A 21,719-nucleotide genomic window follows, 5' to 3' on the forward strand; every position below is an offset into this window, starting at 1 on the left:
GCAGACAAAATATTTTTTAAAAGTGTACTCTAAAACTGGTGGGCCGTATAGGATTCGAACCTATGACACAGAGGTTAAAAGCCTCCTGCTCTACCACCTGAGCTAACGGCCCTAAAGAGGCTGGAATAATACCGGATTAGCACAGAATTTCAAGTCTTTTTATGATGTTTCTACTATTTTTGCTATTTTTAAGGACATAAATATTTTTTTGTACAAATTGATGCTCTATAAAAAAGAAGATTCCAGAGTTAATTGGGTTTGAAAATAAATATTTTTTTCTGTAGCCAGAATAGTCCAGTTCTGTATTTTTAGTTTATCAGCGAGGATTTGAGCTTTTTCTGCTGAAGTGACAAGCAGTAAAACATCTGCACCTAAAGCACCGCAACCTTTTATTGCCAATATTTCTGGATATTTTTTAAACTCACTAATAAATTTTAAACTGTGTTCTGCTACCAAATTTAACTCGGTTAATTTTTGATGATAGCTATTTATGGCTGTAATCAATTTTTGAGAGTCAATCTGCTCGAATGCTTGTTTTGCTTCATCTACTAAAAAGGATAAATAATCAATCTGATCAGGAAGGGTGGAGTCTAGTAAATGATGGTGTGTGGCAAGTTTCATCCCTGTATGGATGAGAAAAAACGATAAATCTTGAAAAGGCCAAATATAAGACTTTATCATTTTTTGTTGTTTATTAATGTACACACATCCTTGCTGTGACTGTGCTATTATATCATATCCACTAGGCCTCAAACCTTTTCCAAACCATGATGATTCATAATAAGCGCTTAGCATTTTATTTAAATCAGGCGTAGTGTTATTTATGAAACAACCCGCTAAATAGCTTGCCAAGAATTGTGCACTGGAGGCCCCTAATCCTCCTCGGCCTGCATATGGATCATGCCATAAAAGACCTTGCTTTGAGTTTTGTTGCAGCCACCAAAGTCCAGCGGGAGATTCAGGGTGGATTTCAGCTAACTTTTCTTGTGTTGTTAATGTAAGCTCAAAACAGGGAGCAGTTATGAGAAGAAGTGCAGAAGCCTCAGCTAAAGCAGCGTACTCACCCAGTAAAAAGGTTTTTGCCGGTATTGACCATTTCATACAGCAATCGGTGTTTGTCTGATTTTAGCTAATAAATCATGAGCATTATTAAGACTAATTCTTTTATGTAAATCCAACCATTTTTGCAAATGCTCTTTAAGTACCGGTATTTCATTTTCATTGGCGCCTGCTGCCAAAAGAAGATTATCAATATGTAATTTCATATGGCCCTGAATAATGCCTTCGGTACATAATGCTTTAATTGCACCCAAATTTTGCACCAAGCCCACTGCAGCAATGACTTGAGCTAATTGATTCGCTGAAGTAATATTCATCATCCGTAAACACATTTTTGCAGTAGGGTGCAATGAGGTAACACCACCTATAGTTCCTACAATAATTGGAGCAGTAAGTTGTCCTGTGAGTATTCCATCGTGATAGCGCCAACGTGTTATTGCTTGATACTTTCCATCGCGGGCGGCATAGGCATGTACCCCTGCTTCAACTGCGCGCCAGTCATTTCCAGTAGCGATTAAAACAGGATCAATGCCATTCATTACCCCTTTGTTATGAGTAGCGGCTCGATAAGGATCCATTTCGGCAAAGAGTGATGCTTCTTGTAGTTTTTGGCCAAGCTCAGGATCAATCGTATGTATTATAACTCGTGCTGTTGTTAGCTTTTGATCATTTAGATTCGACAAAATACACATGGTTACTTCTTCACCAGTTAACTGCTCTATAGGTGTTTTTAAGTATTCAAGAACCTGATTAATAATATTGGCTCCCATGGCGTCACAGCTATTCATGGTCAAATGAATCACGGCCATGTCTTGACTATCTTCTCTTTTGAGCTGTCTTAATTGCAAATCCATGACGCCGCCGCCGCGTTTTACCATGTTATCTGCAACATCTTTATTGGCTCTATTAATCAGATGGGTTCGGTTTTCATGAAAAATCTGAGAAAATTTAGAGAAATCTTTTACTTTTGCCAATTGAATTTGACCTAAAATGCATTCGCCCTGAACCCAGGTCTTTATTTCACCGCATTGTCTAATCCATTTAGCAGATTTGGATAAGGCTGCAATGATGGATGTTTCTTCAACAGCCATTGGAATAACATAGTCTTGGCCATTAATATTGAAATTGGTTGCTACACCTAAAGGAAGCTGAAAATAACCGATTACGTTTTCAATCAGTTTATCAGCTAAATTTAAATCTTTTATGCCGCCGTTTTTAAGAAAAGAAATATCCTCAGGAGTTATTGCTCCTAGAGCTAACAAGCGGTTAAAGCGTTCTTCACGAGAGAGCTTGGAAAATCCACGGAATAGCTCATCAGTGTTAGAAGATAAAGGCATGCTTTCTCCTTTGAGTAGCCGGCATTGACGCAAGTTTTGTAATGCCATGTTTGCGTTGTTCAAATTGGCTGTAATTTTCTTGCATACCTGATTTTTAGTTTCTTGAAAAAAATGAAAACAATTTTATCATAAAATAGAGAAGCAAACTACCTGAAAATCATAGGTATTATATGAATTTTATTTTATTTGTATGAGACGTCTCTGCATGATTAAAGTGCGTAGGTTATCTGTATAGGAATATTCAATCCAATAAATGATGTTAAATTCATCATCATCAATTTCTTTATCCGCTTTATTTATAAATTTATAAATCGTTAATGTGGCTAAAGCCATTTCATTTGTTACGCAATAATGGTTTGTTTTTTATGATTTATTGGTAATCGAATAGTTTTTTTTGTACAGAATATTGTTTTTTAATTTAAATTTCCTGGTATTTTTTTGGCATGAAGTGTAAATTGAGAGCGATATAATTTGGATTTTATTTGTAAGGAGGTGTCATGGGAAAAAATGCTAAAGAAAAAAAAGCTTATGAAGCTGCCTTGGGCATGAGAAATACATACATTGAACAATTGAAAAAATGTAAAAATGCTATAGAGTTAACACAAATTTCAAGAAGATATGAAGAGAAAAAAAAGCGAGTTCCTCAGTCTGCTACTAATTTAACGCCATATCATAGCAAAGCTATTAGTGGGTTAGATTTACAGATTCGGGAATTAACGGAAGAATTGAATGCACGATTTTTTCCAGTAACTCCAATTGAATCATCGCCAAGAGTTCATGAACCAGAAAAAAAGGACACTAGTGAGTTATTACCAGAAGAATGTGTTTTAGATGAGCTTTCTGTTACGAAAAGTACTCTTCTTACTCAAACTAAACTTAGGAGTGAGGGATTATTTCAGCCAGTAACAAAACAAAGTTTATCCTTTGATAAACCAAAACCCATGCATGTCACTGGGAGTAAAAAGCAGGATATGGAAATGCAGTATCACGATAAGCATGTTGATCAGAAAAGTAGAAGACAGAGAAATTCTCAGCTCACTGAGGTTAAGGAAAAATTAAGAACACTTCATACAAAGTACACAAAATATGACACGAAAGCTAAAGAGTATCATAAGAAGAAGAATCAAGAAGGAGAGGCGAAATATCGAGAAGCTGCAAAAGCTGCCGCAAACATTCATACTCAGATAGCGCTATTGGTTAATCAGTACATTCGGGATGGACAATTAGATACTTTTAAATTAAATAGCCAAAAAATTCTAAATGACGATAATGACAGTATAAAAACATTACGGGCATACCGTGGTTGGTGGGAGAAATTCTTAGACGATCTGGTTGAACTTATAAATTCCGGACTTGATCGCGCGGGTTCCTCGCTCCGTGTGCATGAATTATCGATGTTTAAACCTGCAACAACTGACGGAGGACACAAAATTAACGACCTAAGTAATGCAATTGGTTCCGTAAAAGCAACTATTTAATCGTTTACAAGAAATAAATAGTTTGAGGTTTGTTTGTACTCAGACTATTTTTTTACTCTATCCGAATATCTTGTTATTGTGTTACCATATTCTATTGTTTTTGTTCTTCTTCCAGAATATTAATATTATTCTGGAGGTTATTTTTCAATACACAAGACTATGGTACAAAATAGCGCGCAAATCACTTACGATAAGGAACTTGCCAGATTTCACTGTACAGGTGCCTGGTCTGTTTTAAAAATTGAAAATTTATTAGTTCGGTTGAATGTGGATGAACTGCCCAAAACCCAAAAAGTGATTATTAGCGGCGAAGGTGTCAGTTATTTTGATAGTGCAGGAGCGTTGGCTCTCATTAAATATATTGACATGCTGGAACAACGAAAAAATCAGGTAGAACTGTCTGATTTTACCGAAACACAACAGCAACTTGTCAATTTAATTAAATCAAAAAAAGACATATTAGGTTATCAAATTCCTTCTCCTCCTAAAGAAAATGTATTTTATCAATTGGGGAAGGAATCAGAGAGCAAATTTCGTCAAGTAGATGGCCTTCTTGCTTTAGTTGGTGATTTGACCACTAAAATATTTAATGCATTTGGTAATTGGCGCCGCTTTCAAATACCCAGTATCATTTCAAATATTCACGCTACAGGCGTGACCGCATTACCTATTCTTGCTTTGCTTTCTTTTCTAATTGGGGTGGTTTTGGCTTATCAAATGGGATTGCAATTGCAAACATATGGTGCCAACAGCTTTATTGCCTATTTATCAGGTATGGCTATTTTTCGTGAATTTGCACCGTTAATGACAGCAGTTATTGTTGCTGGACGTACTAGTTCCGCATTTACCGCACAAATTGGCAGTATGAAACTAAATGAAGAAGTTGATGCGTTATTGACGATGGGGCTTTCTCCTACTGAATTATTAGTGCTCCCTAAAGTTCTAGGGCTATTGATTTCGTTTCCTTTATTGATTTTTTGGTCTGATGTTTTTAGTATTTTAGGCGCAATGATCATGTCCAATAACATGCTGGGAATTAGTTTTGTTGATTTTTTACAACGATTAAGAGACTCTGTTGGGATCCCGCAGTTAAATTTAGGTCTTTATAAAGCACCCGCGTTTGCATTGTTAATAAGCTTGGTTGGTTGTTATCAGGGGTTTAGAGTAGAAGCAGGTACGGAAAAAAATATTGGCAGCCAAACTACCAGAAGTGTAGTACAAGCACTATTTCTAATTATTATTGCTGATGCAATTTATTCAGTCATTTATAGTCGGATGCATTTATAGATGAGCGAACCCATTATCGAAATTAAAGGGCTAAAGAATTGTCTTGGAGGTCAATGGGTGCATAGTGATGTGAATTTGACCGTAGAAAAAGGGGAAATTTTAGCTATTATTGGTGGCTCAGGGAGTGGAAAAACAACGATATTACGTAGTTTACTGATGTTACTAAAGCCTACGGCAGGTTGTATTAAAATATTTGGCCAAAACATTAGTAATCTTGATGCAGAGCAATCGTTTTTGCTTCGTCGGCGATGGGGAATGCTTTTTCAGCATAGTGCATTATTTTCATCAATGAATGTATTGGAAAATATCATGTTTCCTATGCGAGAATTTACTAATCTGGATCATGAGTTTATGTATGAACTGGCCTTGCTCAAAGTCGTTTTAGTTGGCTTACCCAAAGAAGCTGCAGGTAAATTACCCTCAGAATTGAGTGGTGGAATGCAAAGAAGGGCCGCTGCAGCACGTGCAATTGCAATGGATCCGGAGTTGTTATTTTTAGATGAGCCAACTACAGGTTTAGATCCACTAAGTGCAAGACTTTTTGATGAGCTGATTGTTTTTTTAAGAGATTCTTTAAAGCTCACTATAGTTATGGTGAGTCATGATATAGAATCTTTAAAACGAACTACAGATCGAGTAGCCTTTATCGGTGACGGAAAAATCTTAAGTGTCGAGCCGATTGATGATTTAATGAAGAATAAGAATAACATAATTGCGGGTTATTTTAGTAAAATGTAACTGGAGACAGAATACTTGGAAGCTAAAACCAATTACACCATAGTAGGTGTAGTCGTACTTATATTACTGGTAGGATTGGTAGCTACAATGTTGTGGTTGTCTGTTGGTTTTAATCAAAAAAAATACATTACATACACCGTTTATATGCATGAAGCGGCAACTGGTCTGACTCAGGACGCTCCTGTGAAATATAATGGTGTACAAGTTGGTTATGTAAAAGAAATAAAATTGAATCAAAATGATCCGAGACAAGTTGAAATTTTGTTGAATATCGAAGAGGGAACACCTGTTACAACCAGTACTTATGCCACATTAAATTCACAAGGAATTACTGGTATCACTTATATTGGTTTGAGCGCAAGTACTTCTGATCTGACCCCAATTCCTCAAATGCCGGATGAGCCATATCCTGTTATTCCTTCAAAACCTTCTGTATTTAATCAATTGGATAGTATTCTAAAAAAGGTTTCTGAAGATATAGGTGTTGTAAGTGATGAAGCAAAACGTATATTTAATGAGAAAAATGCGAAACATATACGCCATATCTTAACTAATGTTGATCATTTTTCTAAAGATCTTGCACGTAATGGCAAGAATCTTAATATTTTAATGGATAATCTTGCCAAGACAAGTCGTGATTTCCCGCACATGCTTGAGGAATTACGAGTGGGGATATCTAAATTTAATACTATGGCGGAAAGTTTGAGTAAAGCCGGGAGCAGTGTATCAAAAACTATGGGTACAGGGAAAAATGCGATTGATAAAATTTCCGAGGAGGCGCTGCCACCTGCTGTAATCTTATTACGACGATTGAACACAATTTCTGCAAATTTGGAAAAGGTGAGTAGTGAAATGCGTCAAAACCCTGCTGTGGTTATTCGTGGAACTAAGCCACCAAAACCTGGGCCTGGAGAATAAAAGATGAGTAAGTTGACTGCATTTCTTGCGAGTTTAAGCACAGCAATACTTTGTGCATGCTCGCCAGTTAAAATTTCTGTAAAAAATCAATATCAACTCAGTGCATACAGTATAAAACAGTTGGCTAAAAAACCGATGCCCATTACTTTGTTGGTTACGACACCTGATGCTGCTGCGGGGTATCAAACAGAACAAATGCTTTATATTAAAAAACCATATGCGCTGGAGCCTTTTGCAAAAAATGCATGGACAAATCCACCTGCAGATATGCTTTACCCTTTAATTCTGCAAAGCTTACAACGGACAAATCTTTTTGAAGCGGTTACTTCTAATGCGTATACCTTAGGTGCAACTTATCGATTAGATACTCAATTACTTTCTCTGCAACAAAACTTTCTTAAAAAACCAAGCGTTCTTGAGTTTTCAGCCAAAGTTGTTTTAACTCATGTTAGTGATAATAACGTCTTAGCTTCAAAAATTATTAATTTACGGATCCCGTGTCCCAGTGATACACCCTATGGGGGAGTGATCGCTGCAAATAAAGCGGCTCAACAGTTTACTGCGAACCTGACTCATTTTATGGTATCTCATATCGAACACTAGAGGATGTCTTCCTGTGAATTGACTTAATTAAAACGAAGCTTTACGTGCAATAAAATGGGACCAAGAAAACTTATAAACAGCTTGGCCCCGATCTTTGATTTGAGGACTTGCGACGATTAATAGTACTGTAGCCAAAAAATAAAAAGAATTGTACAATGTGCCCCCATGAACCCTACATGGGTATTTCGAAGTTTATTAATAATAAAAAGTACAAAGGAGATTGAGGATGAAAGCCGGATCATTAGGTAAATTAGGTCTGCTTGTGGCGGGTGCTGTTTTCGTTGTAGCTTGTTCTAAGACACCAGGTAGTGCTGAAGGAGGGGTAGGCGTGAGTGAAGCTGAGGCCCAAGGCCTAGGACAATTCACTCATTTTTCTGGTCAAGAACCAGGTGAGTCTTATACAACCAAGGCACCTCATAATCAATTGTATTTGTTCTCTTACGATGATAGTAATTTGGCTCCCAAATATTTACCATCGGTTAATGCTCAGGCAGAATACTTAAAGACGCATCCTGGTGCGCGTGTGTTATTAGCAGGACATACAGATGAGCGTGGTAGCCGTGAATACAACGTAGCTCTTGGCGAGCGACGTGCAAATACTGTAGCTGATATTTTACGTATGGCTGGTGTTAACAGACAACAAATCCGTGTTGTAAGCTATGGTAAAGAGCGTCCAATTAATTTAGGACATGATCAAGCGTCACATGCACAAAATCGACGTGTAGAATTTACTTATGAGGCAACAAGATGATAAATTGCAAAAAACACATTATCGCTACAGGTTTTATATTGATGCTTCCTCTGGCCTGTTGGTCAGAAGCACCTGTTGTTGATGATAGTGATAATTTTGCAATCATTGAGGGCCAGCAGGCGTATGAAACACCTGCTTATGGCCCTAAGTACAATGAACCAAAAATTGAAAGTGGTCAGTTTGATGTAGCTCGAAACGAGAGTTATACAATTGATAATTTCCAAATCGATGATGAGCCCGCGCTTGCTAAAGATGATCAAGCAAATAGTTCAAGTAATAACATTACCGATAATGCCAAGCTGATTGACAAAATCCAAAGCTTGCAACAAGAAATACAAGAGTTGCGTGGTCAATTAGAAGTACAAGCCCATGATTTAAAGTTATTACAGCAACAACAAGTTGCTTTTTATAAAGACTTAGATGCACGCTTAAGTGGAAGTAATTCTGCTAAATCTTCACCCAGTAACCCTGCTTTAGATCTTTCTGCTGGTTCAAAAGAAACTTCAACTAAAGCAAATGTACCTGCATCTAATGTTCAGGCAAGTAAATCGGTTATTCCTACACCAGTTCCAGTATCAACAACTACTACCTCTAGAGTAAATCCTGCAGATGAGCAAATTAGCTATTTAGCCGCTTATGAATTAGTAAAAAGCAAACGGTATGATGATGCTTTAAATGCGATGAATGTATTTGTTCAAAAATATCCCACGGGTGGTTATACTGCTAATGCACAATATTGGCTAGGTGAGCTTTATTTGGTCAAAAAAGATTATCCAAAATCTATAGAGCATTTTAATGTGGTTTTACAACAATTTCCCACCTCAAGTAAATCTGCTGCAAGCATGTTAAAGGTTGGCTATGCTTATGCTGCACAAGGTGATAAGCAGGAGGCCAGGAAATTCCTGCAACAAGTGGAGAGAGCTTATCCTGGTACACCTACGGCTCAATTGGCTAATTCAAAATTACGTACAATATAATAATTAATAAATTTTTATACGTAGCTCCGAAATTTATAAGAAAAGTAGCCCAGGAAGAAAACGTAAACTGGGAAACCTATGATGGAATCCTCGGGGTTTTGTTTAGCCAGGCGACATTGAAATAACTTATGGATCCCAAGGAGAAATTATGTATTGGCTAGCCCATGCCCCAGCTAATATTGCTTTGATCAAATATATGGGGAAAAAGGATGATAACTCAAATAGTCCTGATAACCCTTCGTTATCCTATACTTTAAATGAGCTTAAAAGTACAGTAAGACTGGAAAAAATGAGTTCAAAAAAAGATATTTGGGAGCCGCTTATTGTACCTGCCGGAATCGAAAATTTTGTTCTTTCTTCCGAAGCGCAAAAAAGATTTCTGAACCATCTCTCCCGAGTAAAAACATATTTTGGGTATGAGGGTGGTTTTTTAGTGCAGTCCTGTAATAATTTTCCTCACAGTAGTGGGATGGCTAGTTCTGCATCAAGTTTCGCTGCATTAACTCGATGCGCTGTAATTGCTTTGAGTGAATTAACAAATAAACCCATGCCTTCTGTTGAGGAGCAGGCACAGTTAAGCCGTCTGGGATCAGGATCATCGTGCAGGTCTTTTTATTCTCCATGGGCTTTATGGGATGAAAATGAAGTTAAAGGAGTAGATTTACCCTATGAGGAGTTAATCTATCAAGGTGTTGTGATTAGTAATAAAAAGAAAGAAGTTCCTTCAAGCGAAGCACATCAACGAGTAAAAAGTAGTCCCTTTTACGGAACCCGTAGCCAAAGGGCAAAGGAAAACTTAAAACTATTATTAGATGCATTCATGAGCAAAGACTGGACTGCAGCTTATCAAATCTGCTGGCGTGAATTTCAAGATATGCATCGCTTGTTTAGTACTTGTGAACAACCTTTTTCATATATGACAGAAAGCTGTATTGATCTGCTACACAATCTAGAGAGCTTTTGGAATAAAAAAAATGATGGTCCTATAGTGACTATGGATGCTGGACCAAACATCCATTTGTTGTATCGTTCCGACCAAGAAGAATTGGCACGTGAATTCAAACGTGATTATTTATTGGGCAATTATGATGTTCTTTGATTTTGAAACCACAACTTTTGGCAAATGGATTTTAGCAGGTGAGCATGCTGTAGTACGAGGGCATCCAGCTCTGGTATTTCCAATCAAGGAAAAAAAATTAACTTTAAGTTATTCTGCTGGTGCGTCTTCTTTGGGAGCAAATTATACGGGAAGCAGTGGCGCCGATATGCAGCTTCTATTTTGGAGTGTGTTGGAGCGTGGTATGCAATTACTGGGGCGCTCTTTAAATGAATTAGGTGGTTATTTTCATTTACACAGCACAATTCCTGTGGGGGTAGGGATGGGTGCTTCAGCAGCACTCTGTGTAGCGATGAGTCGTTGGTTTTGTGCGCAGAACATGGTAGACCTGAGTCAATGCAATGATTTTGCCAAGGAGTTAGAGCATTTATTTCACGGAAAAAGCAGTGGACTTGATGTTGCAGGTGTTGCTACGGAAGTTGGGCTTTATTTTAGGGAAGGAACAATTATTCCATTACAACAAAAAATTCACCCTCAGTTTTTTTTATCTTCATGTAAACAAATTGGAATTACTTCTCATTGTATTCACCAGGTACAAAGTTTATGGACTAAAAATCTTGTATTAGCCGAACAAATTGATAAGCAAATGGTTATGGCTGTTGAAGAAGCTCGAAATGCTTTGGAGAAGGGAGGGGTGGATGCAATTTCCTTTTTGGCGCAAGCAATTAATAAAGCTGCTGATTGTTTTTATCAATGGAAACTGATCAGCGAGAGTTTGCAGCAACATATGCATCGATTAATCGCAGAAGGTGCCTTGGCTGTAAAACCTACTGGTTCCGGAGGAGGAGGATTTGTACTGAGCCTTTGGGACAAGCGACCCCCAGAGCATCTCGAACTATTGAATGCGTAATAGGGATTGTTTTAATCGTAATGACCATCCCCTATGTCCGTTCGACCAAGATCAATACTTCCTTCGTGGTTTGTTATTTCTAGTCTATAAATTGATAAAAGACTTCAGTTCCTTTGATCATCCCAAATTCATAGCGTGCTTGCTCTTCCAGAGCCTGATCACCATTTTTTAACTCTCTAATATCCGCTTCAAGTGTTCGATTACGTGTTGCTAGCTTATTATTTTCTTGTTCGTGAGCTGTCAATTTTTTTTCAAGATTATGCCACTGAATTAAATTTCCATCGCCCAGCCATAGCTTATGTTGTAAAACAACCAAGGAGACTATCAAAATTATAAACACAGGGCGCATAGGTTTTACTTAATTTAAAGGTATCCTTGTACTATTTTATTACCATATCACAATATGTATCAATATCTGCTTGAGTAATTTTTACATGATTTCCAGATTTTGTAGCTTGCGAAACAAGACACCTTATAGAATAATCTGAATTCCGCTAAAGTAAGCTTCTAATTTTCGATCATAAGAAGGTAGCTTTTTGCTTACTTGCCGTCCTGCGGTTGTCCGCAGGATCAGGCTTTAGGTCAAGATGGATAAATCAAAAGTGTTTACGTAAAATATTAAGTTCCTCATTTAATTGATCTATTTTTTCCAATAATTCTAATGCAAGTGCTACTCCTGGAAGATTAATTCCTAAATCTTGATGTAAGCGGAAGGCGGATTCAATCTTACGTAAATCGTTTTGATTTAATTTTAGATGCTCTGCTTTCATTGTTTGGCAAGAAAATAAGCCATATTCTGCCATTTCAAGTAATAATTTTTTAGGTATATGATATTTTTGACATACTTCACTGAATGAGATTGTTGTTGTTTCTTCAATAAGTACGCCAACTAGTGTATTGTCTTGCTTCATGATTAGATCCCCATCTTGTCACGTGGATTAAAAGGCATTACTTGCGCCATTTTTTTGTAGAACTCTATTGCTTCTTCAGTCGTTGGCGGTGGGGTAATCATTTTCAAAAGTACGTATTGGTGTCCGGGTATTTCTCCAGGCAAACCACGATTTTTAAGTCTTAATTTTTGCCCTCCTTGAGAACCGGGAGGAATTTTTAAGTCAATTTTTCCTCCCAGAGTAGGGACTACTATTGTTGCACCTAAAGCAGCTTCCCATGGAGTAACAGGCAGGGTGAGGTAGATATCGCCATCTATTACATCAAAAAAAGCGTGTTTAGCAACATGTACCGTTAAATAAATATCCCCGCGGGTGCCTCCGTGTATTCCTGGAGCTCCTTGTCCGGCAAGGCGAATTTGTTGACCTGATTTTACACCCGCTGGTATTTTCACTTTCAGGGTTTGCATAGTGACTTTTGATTCTTGTTCGATTGGGACCTGGATGTTTTTCACTGTTCCTGTAAATGCTTCTTCCAAGCTGATATTAATTTTTCCATGATAGTCTTGTCCGGCCGTTGGTTGCTGATGATAGCGGGAATGACCAAATAATGTTTCAAATAAATCCTCATTAAATTGATTACTATAAAAGCGTTCAGATTGTTCAGGACCCCAATGAGCATGGGCTTCTTTTTGATAAAATGATTTATTTTTCCGATAATTATCATATTCTGCACGTTTTACAGGATCTCTTAAAACTTCATAGGCTTCACCCATTTCTTTGAAGCGTTCTTCTGCATGGGATTCTTTGCTTATATCAGGATGGTATTTCCTAGCCAGTTTTCGATATGCCAACTTAATGTCTTTATCAGAGGCGTCCTCGCTTACTCCCATTATTTTGTAATAGTCTTTGTCCATATTTTTATACTCAATTTAGAGATCATTTTTTTATTAGAGTCTTATTTTTGTAACACAAATTTTCCCGATGCATCAGGTAAATTTCTATCAATTTTAGGTGGTAAATTCATGCCATTGGGTTGATTGTCTCACTAACCAGTCATGCCAAGCAATCCACCATGATCTCTTTTTCGTTTCGCAATTTCTAACCAATATTGGGGCGAAATATATGTTTCTTCCTTTTTTGCTCACAAACCAATAACTGCATCCGGGATGTCCTGGTTCACTAACTTTCTTTTATTTTTCTGATAACCTCTTTTCTTTTAAAACAACTTTGGCCATTTTTTTCATGGTTTAAGTCTTATCACAGTTATTATTATGAAATAGTATAGTCTCTTGGATATTTATTTGTATATTAATCAGTTAAAGTACATACTATGCCACTTTGAGTTTAGCTCATTTTAGCTGCAGTTTCTTCCTCATCTTAGGGCAGTAGAATGAAAAAATAATATTTACAATTACACCAAGTATGGCAGGATTGTTGAAATTTATATCGGAGACCTTTATGCAAAAGTACCTACTTAATGCTCTTGTTATTTTTTTTCTATTTTTATTAGTTGGTTGTCAGTCGAATAAGACGAGCTCTGGTTTATTTAGTTCATTTACTCCTTTGTCTACTCCGAGTGCAAGTTTGGCGCAAACAGTACAAGAGGCTTTAATGCGCAATGATGATCTTGCTGTATCACAAGTGCATGTTCAAACAAGCCAAGATGTTGTGATTCTGACAGGATATGTTAAAAAAATTCGGCTTAGTGATATTGCGGAACAGATAGCTCGTCAGGTTCCCGGTGTGCGTTCTGTAGAAAATCACATAATTATTCGACAATAGATTTTAATATTCTTCATTTGTACTATATTTATAAAGGAGGTTAAGTATATTCAAATGGAGAATAAAAATGGCTGACCTAATTCATAATGCCTTGCCAACGTCTAAACGAAAAATTGTTTATATCCATTCTGATGATTCTGTGAAAAAAAGCATTGATATGATGACGGAATATGATATAGGTGCATTAGTTGTAGTAGATAACAACAATCAATTAGTAGGTATAGTAAGCGAACGGGATATAGTGCGCTCTTGTTTGCACAAGTGCATTAATCTGGAAACAGGAAAGGTTTCAGATGTGGTGCATAAGGATGTTACTATTCTTAGCCCTAATGATGTTGTAGAAAAAGCAATGCAAGCTATGACTGCAACCAAAAGGAGACATGTATTAGTTCGTGATGAAAATAATGAATTTGTGGCTATTTTATCCATAGGTGATTTACTTTACCATTTATTGGAAGATAAGGCTCGAGTTATAGAGCAATTAGAAAATTACATTCATACCTATTAACAGAGCTTGGGGGGATGATATAGTGTCTTTTTTAATGCACTTATAACTTATATGAAAACAGTCTGCAGATTGCTTCTAATTTTTTTAATAGTTCATGCTCCTGTGTGGGCTGCTGAATTATCGCCTACATGGTATTCCAAAACAGATAACATAGTGGTTCTCAATATAGATATGTTTCTGTCGTCTACTTGCTCTCATTGTCAAAAAGCTGATGCATTTTTTCAGGAATTAGAAGCAAAAAATCCTGATCTTAATGTTCAACGGTATTATATTAATCAGGACAAAGATGCCTTGAGTCGTTTTTATCAACTATTGAGTGCGCAGCAAATGGATGATTTTGCTGTTCCATCAATTTATATTTGTAATTCACGTTGGGTTGGATTTACTTCTGCAGAAACCACTGGAAAGGATTTATTAAAAGCAATTAATTATTGTAAGAAACAAATTGGAAATAAAGGTAAATTAACCGAAGAAACAGTGAATGCATTGCGCCATTCGGCAAATGCAAATCGATTTATTACTGGATTGGTAGAAAAACCTTCGAGGTTACGTTTTACAACTACTATTGCATTTATGGACTCCTTGAGTCCTTGTGCGTTTTTTTGTTTTGCGGGGTTCCTTGCTTTTCTTTTAATCGAAACACAGAAGAAAAAACAGCTTATCGCAAGCCTCTTATTTATTACTTCTGTGGTAATTGTGCATTATTTTCAACAGGTTTACACCAATACCTTTTTTGAATTGTTGCCTTGGATGCGTATTCCGGCTGTATCATTAGGTTTAATGACTATTTATTTTGTGACGCAATATTATAAAAAACAGACTCCTATGGTTTTGTATTTTTCATTGGCTTTTTTATTAGGATTGATCACTACAATGTATCAACAAACCTGTGTGATGAATTGGTCTGCAATTTTTGAACAATGGTTGGGTGACCAAAAATTAACTAGTCAGCAGGAAAGCTTCTATCAACTTCTTTATCAGGGAGTGTACATACTTCCCTTGCTTTTGATTTTGTTTGTTTATTTTATTTTGCTCAAATTTGAACGTTTTGCTGCATTGAAAACAAAATTAGCCACTATTGGTTTATTGTTCCTACTTGCTATCGCTGTAAGTTTAATCGTCTACCCATTCGCATTATCTTACTTTGGATTATCGCTAGTGCTTTTATTTGTCTTGATAGTTATTGGTTGCTTTTTAAATTTGACTTGATCTTATTTTGACGATTTGGGATTATCATCTTTCTTTGTTTTTCAGGTGATAACATGAGCAAGCCCATTAATATTCCCGTTGTTGTAGAGAGCGGAAAAAAATATAGAACATCTCATGGTGTAACAGCAATTAAAGATGGAGTAAAACCAACTGGGCAAGTTTATGAGCGTTTACCTAAGCCTAAATGGTTGCGTGTGGTAAATCATACTACCCCTGAGTATCACCAAGTAAAAGAACAAGTACAAAAACACCGTTTGGCTACTGTTTGTGAAGAAGCAAAATGCCCTAATATTTCTGAATGCTGGTCACACGGTACTGCAACAATTATGTTAATGGGTGCGATATGTACACGTGCATGTCGTTTTTGTGCAGTAGATACAGGAAATCCTCATGGCTGGTTGGACCCGCAAGAACCCGAAAATACAGCAAATACAGTAGCATTAATGAACCTGGACTACGTTGTGTTAACCTCGGTAAACAGAGATGATTTACCAGATGGTGGCGCAAATCATTATGCACAAACCATTTGTGCGATTAAACAACGTTCTCCCAAAACCAAAGTGGAGGCACTAACGCCTGATTTTCAAGGTGTAGAACGAGATGTAGCAATATTATTGGATAGTGGTGTTGATGTATTTGCGCAAAATGTAGAAACGGTAGAACGTTTGACTCATCCAGTACGTGACAATAGGGCAGGTTATACACAAACATTAAACGTCCTAGCATTTGCAAAACGTTATAGACCTGATGTACTTACTAAAACCAGTTTGATGTTAGGTTTAGGCGAAACAGATGAAGAAATTATTCAAACAATGGATGATTTGCGTCGGCATAATGTAGATATTCTTACTCTAGGACAGTACTTACAACCAACAAAAAACCATTTGCCTATTGAGCGTTATGTGACTCCTGAGACCTTTGCCGAACTAAGACAAATCGGATTAAAAAAGGGATTTTTTGAAGTAGCTTCTGGTCCTTTAGTGCGCTCAAGCTATCGTGCTGACCGGATATTTAAACAAGACAATTTAGGCTTGGATAATTAATATCTATTTGTAAAGCTTCATGGCTCCTCATGTTAATGTTTGCTGATTTCTCGCAAAATGTGACGAATACGGCCGGGGTTGAACACTTAATCATATTTTTGTAGCCTGGGTGAAGTGTAGCAACCCAGGAATAATTTCCTGGGCTACATTGTTGAATTAAAAGATATTTCTTTACATGATGAACATGGAATTTGTCGTTGCAACTCCATCTTGAGTAGGGGCATATTCATGCAATTGATGATGCAAGAAATCGACTACTTTCTCAGCAATTAGTTGACTGTAAGCAGTTACTTTTTTCTCATCTTTGGGATGCTTGAGTTTAATTGCCGCTAATTCAATCGCTAACTGATTTGCCCATTCCTGATGCAAATAAAAATTACTGTCTATTAAGGTGGATAATCGGGCAAAATATTGAGTATGCTCCATTGCAAACGTTTTATCTATTTGAGTTATTGTTTCTTTTGTTACTTTAATAACAATATCAGGGATTAACCCTTTTTTATTATCCGTTAATTGGTTCTCTAATAAAGTTTGCAACAGTGCTTGGAATGAATGAAAACCCATGATCACAGGTGCTTTAATACTGAACTCATGATTTAATTGCATACTTAACTGCTTATTAGATTCTTCAATAATTCCGGATTTAATAATCAATTCAGCAATCCTTTCTAATCGTACTTTTATATCATCAAGGACATCTTTAGGTTGTACGAGTATATGCTCACGCAAAGATGCGAGCTCTGATAAAAATTTTTTTGCTTTCTTTTCGCTAAGTGAAAGCTCAAGAGGTAGTTCCTGATTAATTAATACATTGAATTTCATTAACATTAACTCAGCACGTAGAGCTCGTGCTTTATTTATTGCATATTTTTGTAGTGCTGGAGTTAACTTGGATGATTCTACTTCAAATTCTGTCGGTTTGTTGTTAAGAGTACCATTGAGCATGGCTTCCAATACGGCGTTTTGAAAATAACGAAAAATCGATTTTCTGGAGAACCGGGTGTTTTCTTCTTGAACAATCCAACTCATATAGATTGGATCAAGTACGTCTAATAATCCGCGAATTTCTTTAATTAACTTTGATTTTAAAGGGTAAAGTCGACGATTTTTTTCATATTGCACCATAACATTAAACGACATCAAGGACTTTAAAAATATAGCCCCACGTGTTTTTGAGTCATTACTTGTTTTTTCTTCAAAATAGGTTTCATATGCAACTGTATCACCCCATAAAGAAGAGTTCGCATGATCATTTTTGATTAATTCATCCAAAATGATGCGGCTATAAAGAGGAAGAGAACTATAGCTTAAACTGCGTTTCTGGAGCTTTGAAGACGAAGTGCCCCCTCCTGGGATTTTATCTTTTTGTGAACCAAAAAAGGAAGACTTTTGTTTTAGAAGAGTACCAGGTTGAGTAATTTTGCTTTTTGGCTCATTCAGCTGGTCTAAATTTTTGTATGTTGCATTAAAGGTTCTGATGTCTTTAATGATAACTGCTTCATTATCAATAATTACACCAGGAAATTTTTTAAACATATCAGGGGATACTGGGGGTTCAAATTGCACATGAGTTTCTTTTTTAATGCAATACAATAAGCACGTAGCTTGATGAGATTTTTCATCTAACTCCCAAATAAATGGGCTGCCTTGAAATGTAATATTTGGAAAATAAATCTTCATATGAAATACACTCTGGTCAAAAAAGTATAGATAGTACGAATTAGGTACCTAACAAGCAAGCATATTTCTTATTAAAAAATAATGCCATATGTAACTACTAATGCCTTCATGATCAAAAATAAAAATAATTGATAAATTAAAGATCTTTTTGTGGGCTTAACAAGAATTGGTCACGAAATTTTTTATCTCAATCCTCAATGCCAAGCTTTAGGGGTATTTTTAGAGCTCTTGCAGTTTTATTTACTAGGCCTCTCCAAGCTCTCATGAGGAGGCGAATTGCTTCATCGATGTGGTGCTTGAATTCTCATGTACTGGCGTGTGTATACTCCGGTTCGGTACTTCGCATCTTCTCGCACTTCACTCTCTTAGCGATTTTGGAAAGAGGTCTATTATTGGCGTCAATTTTTAAAATTTAACCTAAAATAACGCCTCTTTTTCTCATTATTTTTTGTAAAAAATAGGCGAAAAAATACATGATTATACCTACTAGCATGGCACTTACCCCCAATACTAAATAATAGTTTAAATAATAAGGAAGGCTATCTATGGGCGAGTTAATCGTGCTAGGAATAGCAACCCAAGCAGCAACTCTTCCGGATATGGCATGTGCCAGAGAGCTTGCGAGATACCATACACCCATAGCAAAGGCAATCGAGTTTTTGTCACAATATAGGCCTACCATACTTAAGCCAATGGCACTGACCCATAATTCTGCAATAGAAATGAGGATATAGGTTAAAGCGATGTAGTTGCCATTAATTATTCCATTAATAGTAGTTGTAGCAGCGAATGCCATTACCAAAAGAGCAATACCCGCAAGCGCGGTACCTGCGGCAAATTGATAGGGGATAGTGAAGCGTGGAAATACCTTATAAAAACGAGGCAGCTGGCTGCCAATAGCTAAGATGAGTAGTGGATTTAATATTTGATAATGAGCTGGTGAAACAGTTAAACCAAATAAATTATGATCTGAATTATTTTCAGCAAATAAAATTAATGTGCTATTCATTTGGTTATAGATAACAAAAAAAACTACTGCTTCGACAATGAGCAACAATGCAATCATTTGTTTGTCGCGTACAATACCCTTAAGTGTTAGTGTTTTTCTTAAAAACCACATAATTCCTGTGCAACAACCTGATGCGATGATTGTGCTGGCAATATAAACATGAGAGTAGGCAAATAAGGTCAGTACATAAATAGTGATTATATAGGTAATTAAACGAAGTATACCTGATTTAGAGAGTTTGGATTGATCTTTACCCCAAATGACATTTTCATAAATAGAGTAGCGTTTTGCAAAATTTAAAGCTGCAATTGATTTACCTACAAAGGTCAATGTAAGGATAGAAAGCGGACCATAACGGCTTTCAAAAAGCAGCGGAGCAATTAAGGTGGCTAATAATGCACCGACATTTATTGCGATGTAATAATAGGTCATAGCCGATTTTGCTTTGACGGCATCATCCGAATAAATATGTGATACCATACTTGAAGAGGTTCCCATTAAAAGGGAGTTGGTGGCAGGTATAAATGCATAAGCAGCAATGAAAAACGTATCTCCTAGAGAACTTACTGTATACCCACTGATCATAAGGAGCAAATAAGAGCAGGCCAATAGAATACTCCCAAGAAGAATAGATCTTCTAATCCCCACTACAGTATCAGCCATATATCCACCAAGCATGGGCATGAGATAACCCATTGCATGAGCTACTCCAATAAAAGCGTATGCTTTGGCTTGACTGTAACCCAACCCTTGAGACCATACGGGACGAGTTAAAAATAAAACCAATATGGTATTGAGTGCGTATACTGAGAATTGGCTCCAAAAAGTAATAAATATGATGTTATTGGCTTGTCTTTGTCGAAGAGCTAATTCAGGCAAATAATTTTTCACTTCTTGAGAAATCATTTTTCGTATCTCGCCACCTAAAGATAATTAGCAGACTATCATTTCCTGGCAAGAACGACATCAATTATATGAGTATCATGATAGGGAAAAGTAAAGATTTTACTAAAAAGACGCTTAATCCTTTGGATCAAAAATATTTTTGGCAACATCCTAATGGATAAAGTATTGAGAAACCAGGTTCCTTCAATACCAAAAAGTGCCAATTCATCAATAGTATTTAGGGTAATGGGTATTTCTAAACGTTGATGTGCGATGACTTCGAATTGATTTTGTTCGAACGCCTGCATCAATTCATTGTCATTTGCAACAACTGTAGTATTTTTTACAATGGATTTATAATAATGGCCAACTACACTACTTAAAATTGAATCTTCTGTAATAAATTCAGCTAAACATTGTTGCGCTACCGGAAAGGAATCATAAGTTGTAGTAATCATTGAAAAATGACCATTTGCACGGGTCAGTAATTTGGCCTCATGAAATAAAACCTTAATTGGAATATAGGCATTAATAAAATGTGCCAGGATTAAATCCTGGCTGTGAGGCGGCAAGAACTTACTCGCTTTTGTGGCACTGCCTTCTATAGTGATCAGCGGTAACGTTTCACGGGCATGTTTTAACATTTCTGAAGAAACATCAATTCCAGTAAATTCTGCTTTTGGCATAATTTGTTGCAGTTTTTTTAAAAATGCACCATCACCAACGCCCAAATCAAGAACTTTATAATGTGGTTTCATTCCCAAGTGAAAGTGCTTCATTTGTTCAATTGCTATTTGATGACTCTGACTAATCGCACCAAAACGATTGGCTTCAGCGATGTTGTTGTACATGGCCTTCAAGGACATGCAAAATTTCCTGTTCAAAACGGTTTGGTAAGTATATCTCTAAATGAAGGGTATTTGCGACTGCTGAGTAAGGAAAAATTATTTAATTCATTTTATTGATTTAATACTTGATTAATACCTGGCTTATGAATCGTATTTCTTATGTAAGTTAGCCTAAAAACAGTCAATTGAAGTATTGGATAATAAATAGTGCTATTTGCTTCAAGTCTAGTCTGAAATATGGTCTCATTAACTGTCTGTTAGAGGCCAAATTGATTTTATAAATGAAATAATTCACAAATTTTTGTCCAAAACAGGTAAAAAGGGGTATATTTCCTGGTTTTCTTAATACTCTGTTAATAATCAGAGTGTAAAATTAAACTCGTATAACTAAATATTAGTTTGTTTTTAGACCGTTTTTTGGCTATCAAGAATACCATGGATAGCGTTCTGTGGAGGAATAGGTAGCTGCTTTGTTAGGGAGATTTTTATGTTAATTTTGACTCGGCGTATCGGTGAAACCTTAATTATAGGTGATGATGTTAATATTACCGTATTAGGTGTAAAAGGTAATCAAGTTCGCCTAGGTATTAATGCACCTAAAGATGTATCTGTCCATCGTGAAGAAATTTATTTGCGCATACAACAAGAAAAACAATCAGACGAATCTGAAGAAGCAGTATAAATCGATTTCCTCGCAGTTCATCCAGTTCCGAGTACTTAAAAATGCTCGGGACAAATTTTAATTGTCCT

22 protein-coding genes and 1 tRNA gene are annotated in these 21,719 nt (G+C 36.5%); 14 read left to right on the forward strand and 9 right to left on the reverse strand.

Translation table 11 applies throughout. The features are described 5' to 3' along the window. Positions 1–36: 36 nt before the first annotated feature. From Ltuc_RS03265 to Ltuc_RS03275, 3 genes are all read right to left on the reverse strand, one after another. A tRNA-Lys gene (locus Ltuc_RS03265) sits at positions 37–112 on the reverse strand. 113 nt (positions 113–225) lie between these two features. Then, positions 226–1,101, reverse strand: a complete 876-nt coding sequence (locus tag Ltuc_RS03270) for a hypothetical protein (protein WP_058519910.1) — start codon at positions 1,099–1,101, stop codon at positions 226–228. Next, a complete protein-coding gene (locus Ltuc_RS03275) occupies positions 1,098–2,396 on the reverse strand; it encodes a hydroxymethylglutaryl-CoA reductase, degradative (RefSeq protein WP_058519911.1) in 1,299 nt (432 codons plus the stop codon). The genes Ltuc_RS03270 and Ltuc_RS03275 overlap by 4 nt, the downstream gene beginning before the upstream one ends. A 497-nt stretch (positions 2,397–2,893) precedes the next feature. Here Ltuc_RS03275 and Ltuc_RS03280 point away from each other — a divergent pair, with 497 nt between their 5' ends. The 9 genes from Ltuc_RS03280 to Ltuc_RS03320 all read left to right on the forward strand — a co-directional run bounded on the left by Ltuc_RS03280 (position 2,894) and on the right by Ltuc_RS03320 (position 11,115). After that, a complete protein-coding gene (locus Ltuc_RS03280; RefSeq protein WP_058519912.1) occupies positions 2,894–3,874 on the forward strand; it encodes a hypothetical protein in 981 nt (326 codons plus the stop codon). A gap of 159 nt (positions 3,875–4,033) precedes the next feature. Continuing rightward, positions 4,034–5,161 carry an MlaE family ABC transporter permease gene (locus Ltuc_RS03285; protein WP_058519913.1) on the forward strand — a complete coding sequence of 376 codons (1,128 nt, stop codon included), beginning with the start codon at positions 4,034–4,036 and terminating at the stop codon, positions 5,159–5,161. Next, on the forward strand, positions 5,162–5,899 hold the full coding sequence (locus Ltuc_RS03290; protein WP_058519914.1) for an ABC transporter ATP-binding protein: 738 nt from the start codon (positions 5,162–5,164) through the stop codon (positions 5,897–5,899). It begins immediately after the preceding gene. A gap of 15 nt (positions 5,900–5,914) precedes the next feature. Beyond that, positions 5,915–6,817 (forward strand): MlaD family protein, encoded by a 903-nt coding sequence (locus Ltuc_RS03295; RefSeq protein ID WP_193786838.1) that lies wholly within the window; start codon positions 5,915–5,917, stop codon positions 6,815–6,817. A gap of 3 nt (positions 6,818–6,820) precedes the next feature. Beyond that, complete coding sequence (locus Ltuc_RS03300) at positions 6,821–7,420, forward strand: ABC-type transport auxiliary lipoprotein family protein (RefSeq protein ID WP_058519915.1); 600 nt, start codon at positions 6,821–6,823, stop codon at positions 7,418–7,420. 226 nt (positions 7,421–7,646) lie between these two features. Next, complete coding sequence (gene pal / locus Ltuc_RS03305; protein ID WP_058519916.1) at positions 7,647–8,171, forward strand: peptidoglycan-associated lipoprotein Pal; 525 nt, start codon at positions 7,647–7,649, stop codon at positions 8,169–8,171. Continuing rightward, positions 8,168–9,148 (forward strand): tol-pal system protein YbgF, encoded by a 981-nt coding sequence (gene ybgF, locus Ltuc_RS03310; RefSeq protein WP_058519917.1) that lies wholly within the window; start codon positions 8,168–8,170, stop codon positions 9,146–9,148. Before pal ends, ybgF begins: the two co-directional genes overlap by 4 nt. Before the next feature lie 148 nt (positions 9,149–9,296). Further along, positions 9,297–10,247 carry a diphosphomevalonate decarboxylase gene (locus Ltuc_RS03315; protein ID WP_058519918.1) on the forward strand — a complete coding sequence of 317 codons (951 nt, stop codon included), beginning with the start codon at positions 9,297–9,299 and terminating at the stop codon, positions 10,245–10,247. Further along, complete coding sequence (locus Ltuc_RS03320; RefSeq protein WP_058521586.1) at positions 10,237–11,115, forward strand: mevalonate kinase family protein; 879 nt, start codon at positions 10,237–10,239, stop codon at positions 11,113–11,115. The genes Ltuc_RS03315 and Ltuc_RS03320 overlap by 11 nt, the downstream gene beginning before the upstream one ends. Positions 11,116–11,194: 79 nt before the next feature. Here Ltuc_RS03320 and ftsB read toward each other — a convergent pair whose 3' ends face one another. The 3 genes from ftsB to Ltuc_RS03335 form a co-directional block, all read right to left on the reverse strand. Continuing rightward, positions 11,195–11,464: a cell division protein FtsB gene (gene ftsB, locus Ltuc_RS03325; RefSeq protein WP_058519919.1), complete on the reverse strand. Its 270-nt coding sequence runs from the start codon at positions 11,462–11,464 to the stop codon at positions 11,195–11,197. 247 nt (positions 11,465–11,711) lie between these two features. Then, entirely contained in the window at positions 11,712–12,026 is a 315-nt protein-coding gene (locus tag Ltuc_RS03330) for a chaperone modulator CbpM (protein WP_058519920.1), read from the reverse strand. Positions 12,027–12,028: 2 nt separating this feature from the next. Continuing rightward, entirely contained in the window at positions 12,029–12,919 is an 891-nt protein-coding gene (locus Ltuc_RS03335; RefSeq protein WP_058519921.1) for a DnaJ C-terminal domain-containing protein, read from the reverse strand. 544 nt (positions 12,920–13,463) lie between these two features. Between Ltuc_RS03335 and Ltuc_RS03340 the strand changes: the two genes are divergently transcribed. The 4 genes from Ltuc_RS03340 (at position 13,464) to lipA (ending at position 16,547) form a co-directional block, all read left to right on the forward strand. Beyond that, positions 13,464–13,787, forward strand: a complete 324-nt coding sequence (locus Ltuc_RS03340) for a BON domain-containing protein (protein ID WP_058519922.1) — start codon at positions 13,464–13,466, stop codon at positions 13,785–13,787. A 67-nt stretch (positions 13,788–13,854) separates the two neighbouring features. After that, positions 13,855–14,295, forward strand: coding sequence for a CBS domain-containing protein (locus Ltuc_RS03345; RefSeq protein ID WP_058519923.1), 441 nt, complete (start codon positions 13,855–13,857; stop codon positions 14,293–14,295). 51 nt (positions 14,296–14,346) lie between these two features. Then, a complete protein-coding gene (locus Ltuc_RS03350) occupies positions 14,347–15,504 on the forward strand; it encodes a thioredoxin domain-containing protein (RefSeq protein WP_058519924.1) in 1,158 nt (385 codons plus the stop codon). A 53-nt stretch (positions 15,505–15,557) separates the two neighbouring features. Further along, positions 15,558–16,547, forward strand: a complete 990-nt coding sequence (lipA, locus tag Ltuc_RS03355; RefSeq protein ID WP_058519925.1) for a lipoyl synthase — start codon at positions 15,558–15,560, stop codon at positions 16,545–16,547. A gap of 171 nt (positions 16,548–16,718) precedes the next feature. Here lipA and Ltuc_RS03360 read toward each other — a convergent pair whose 3' ends face one another. The 3 genes from Ltuc_RS03360 to Ltuc_RS03370 all read right to left on the reverse strand — a co-directional run bounded on the left by Ltuc_RS03360 (position 16,719) and on the right by Ltuc_RS03370 (position 20,987). After that, on the reverse strand, positions 16,719–18,227 hold the full coding sequence (locus tag Ltuc_RS03360; RefSeq protein ID WP_058519926.1) for a hypothetical protein: 1,509 nt from the start codon (positions 18,225–18,227) through the stop codon (positions 16,719–16,721). Positions 18,228–18,639: 412 nt separating this feature from the next. Next, positions 18,640–20,142 (reverse strand): peptide MFS transporter, encoded by a 1,503-nt coding sequence (locus tag Ltuc_RS03365; RefSeq protein ID WP_058519927.1) that lies wholly within the window; start codon positions 20,140–20,142, stop codon positions 18,640–18,642. A 38-nt stretch (positions 20,143–20,180) separates the two neighbouring features. Then, on the reverse strand, positions 20,181–20,987 hold the full coding sequence (locus Ltuc_RS03370; RefSeq protein WP_058519928.1) for a class I SAM-dependent methyltransferase: 807 nt from the start codon (positions 20,985–20,987) through the stop codon (positions 20,181–20,183). Positions 20,988–21,456: 469 nt separating this feature from the next. Here Ltuc_RS03370 and csrA point away from each other — a divergent pair, with 469 nt between their 5' ends. Continuing rightward, on the forward strand, positions 21,457–21,651 hold the full coding sequence (gene csrA, locus Ltuc_RS03375; RefSeq protein ID WP_010654169.1) for a carbon storage regulator CsrA: 195 nt from the start codon (positions 21,457–21,459) through the stop codon (positions 21,649–21,651). The last annotated feature ends 68 nt before the right edge of the window (positions 21,652–21,719 follow it).

The sequence above is a fragment of the Legionella tucsonensis genome (assembly GCF_001468035.1).
Taxonomy (GTDB): Bacteria; Pseudomonadota; Gammaproteobacteria; order Legionellales; family Legionellaceae; genus Legionella; species Legionella tucsonensis.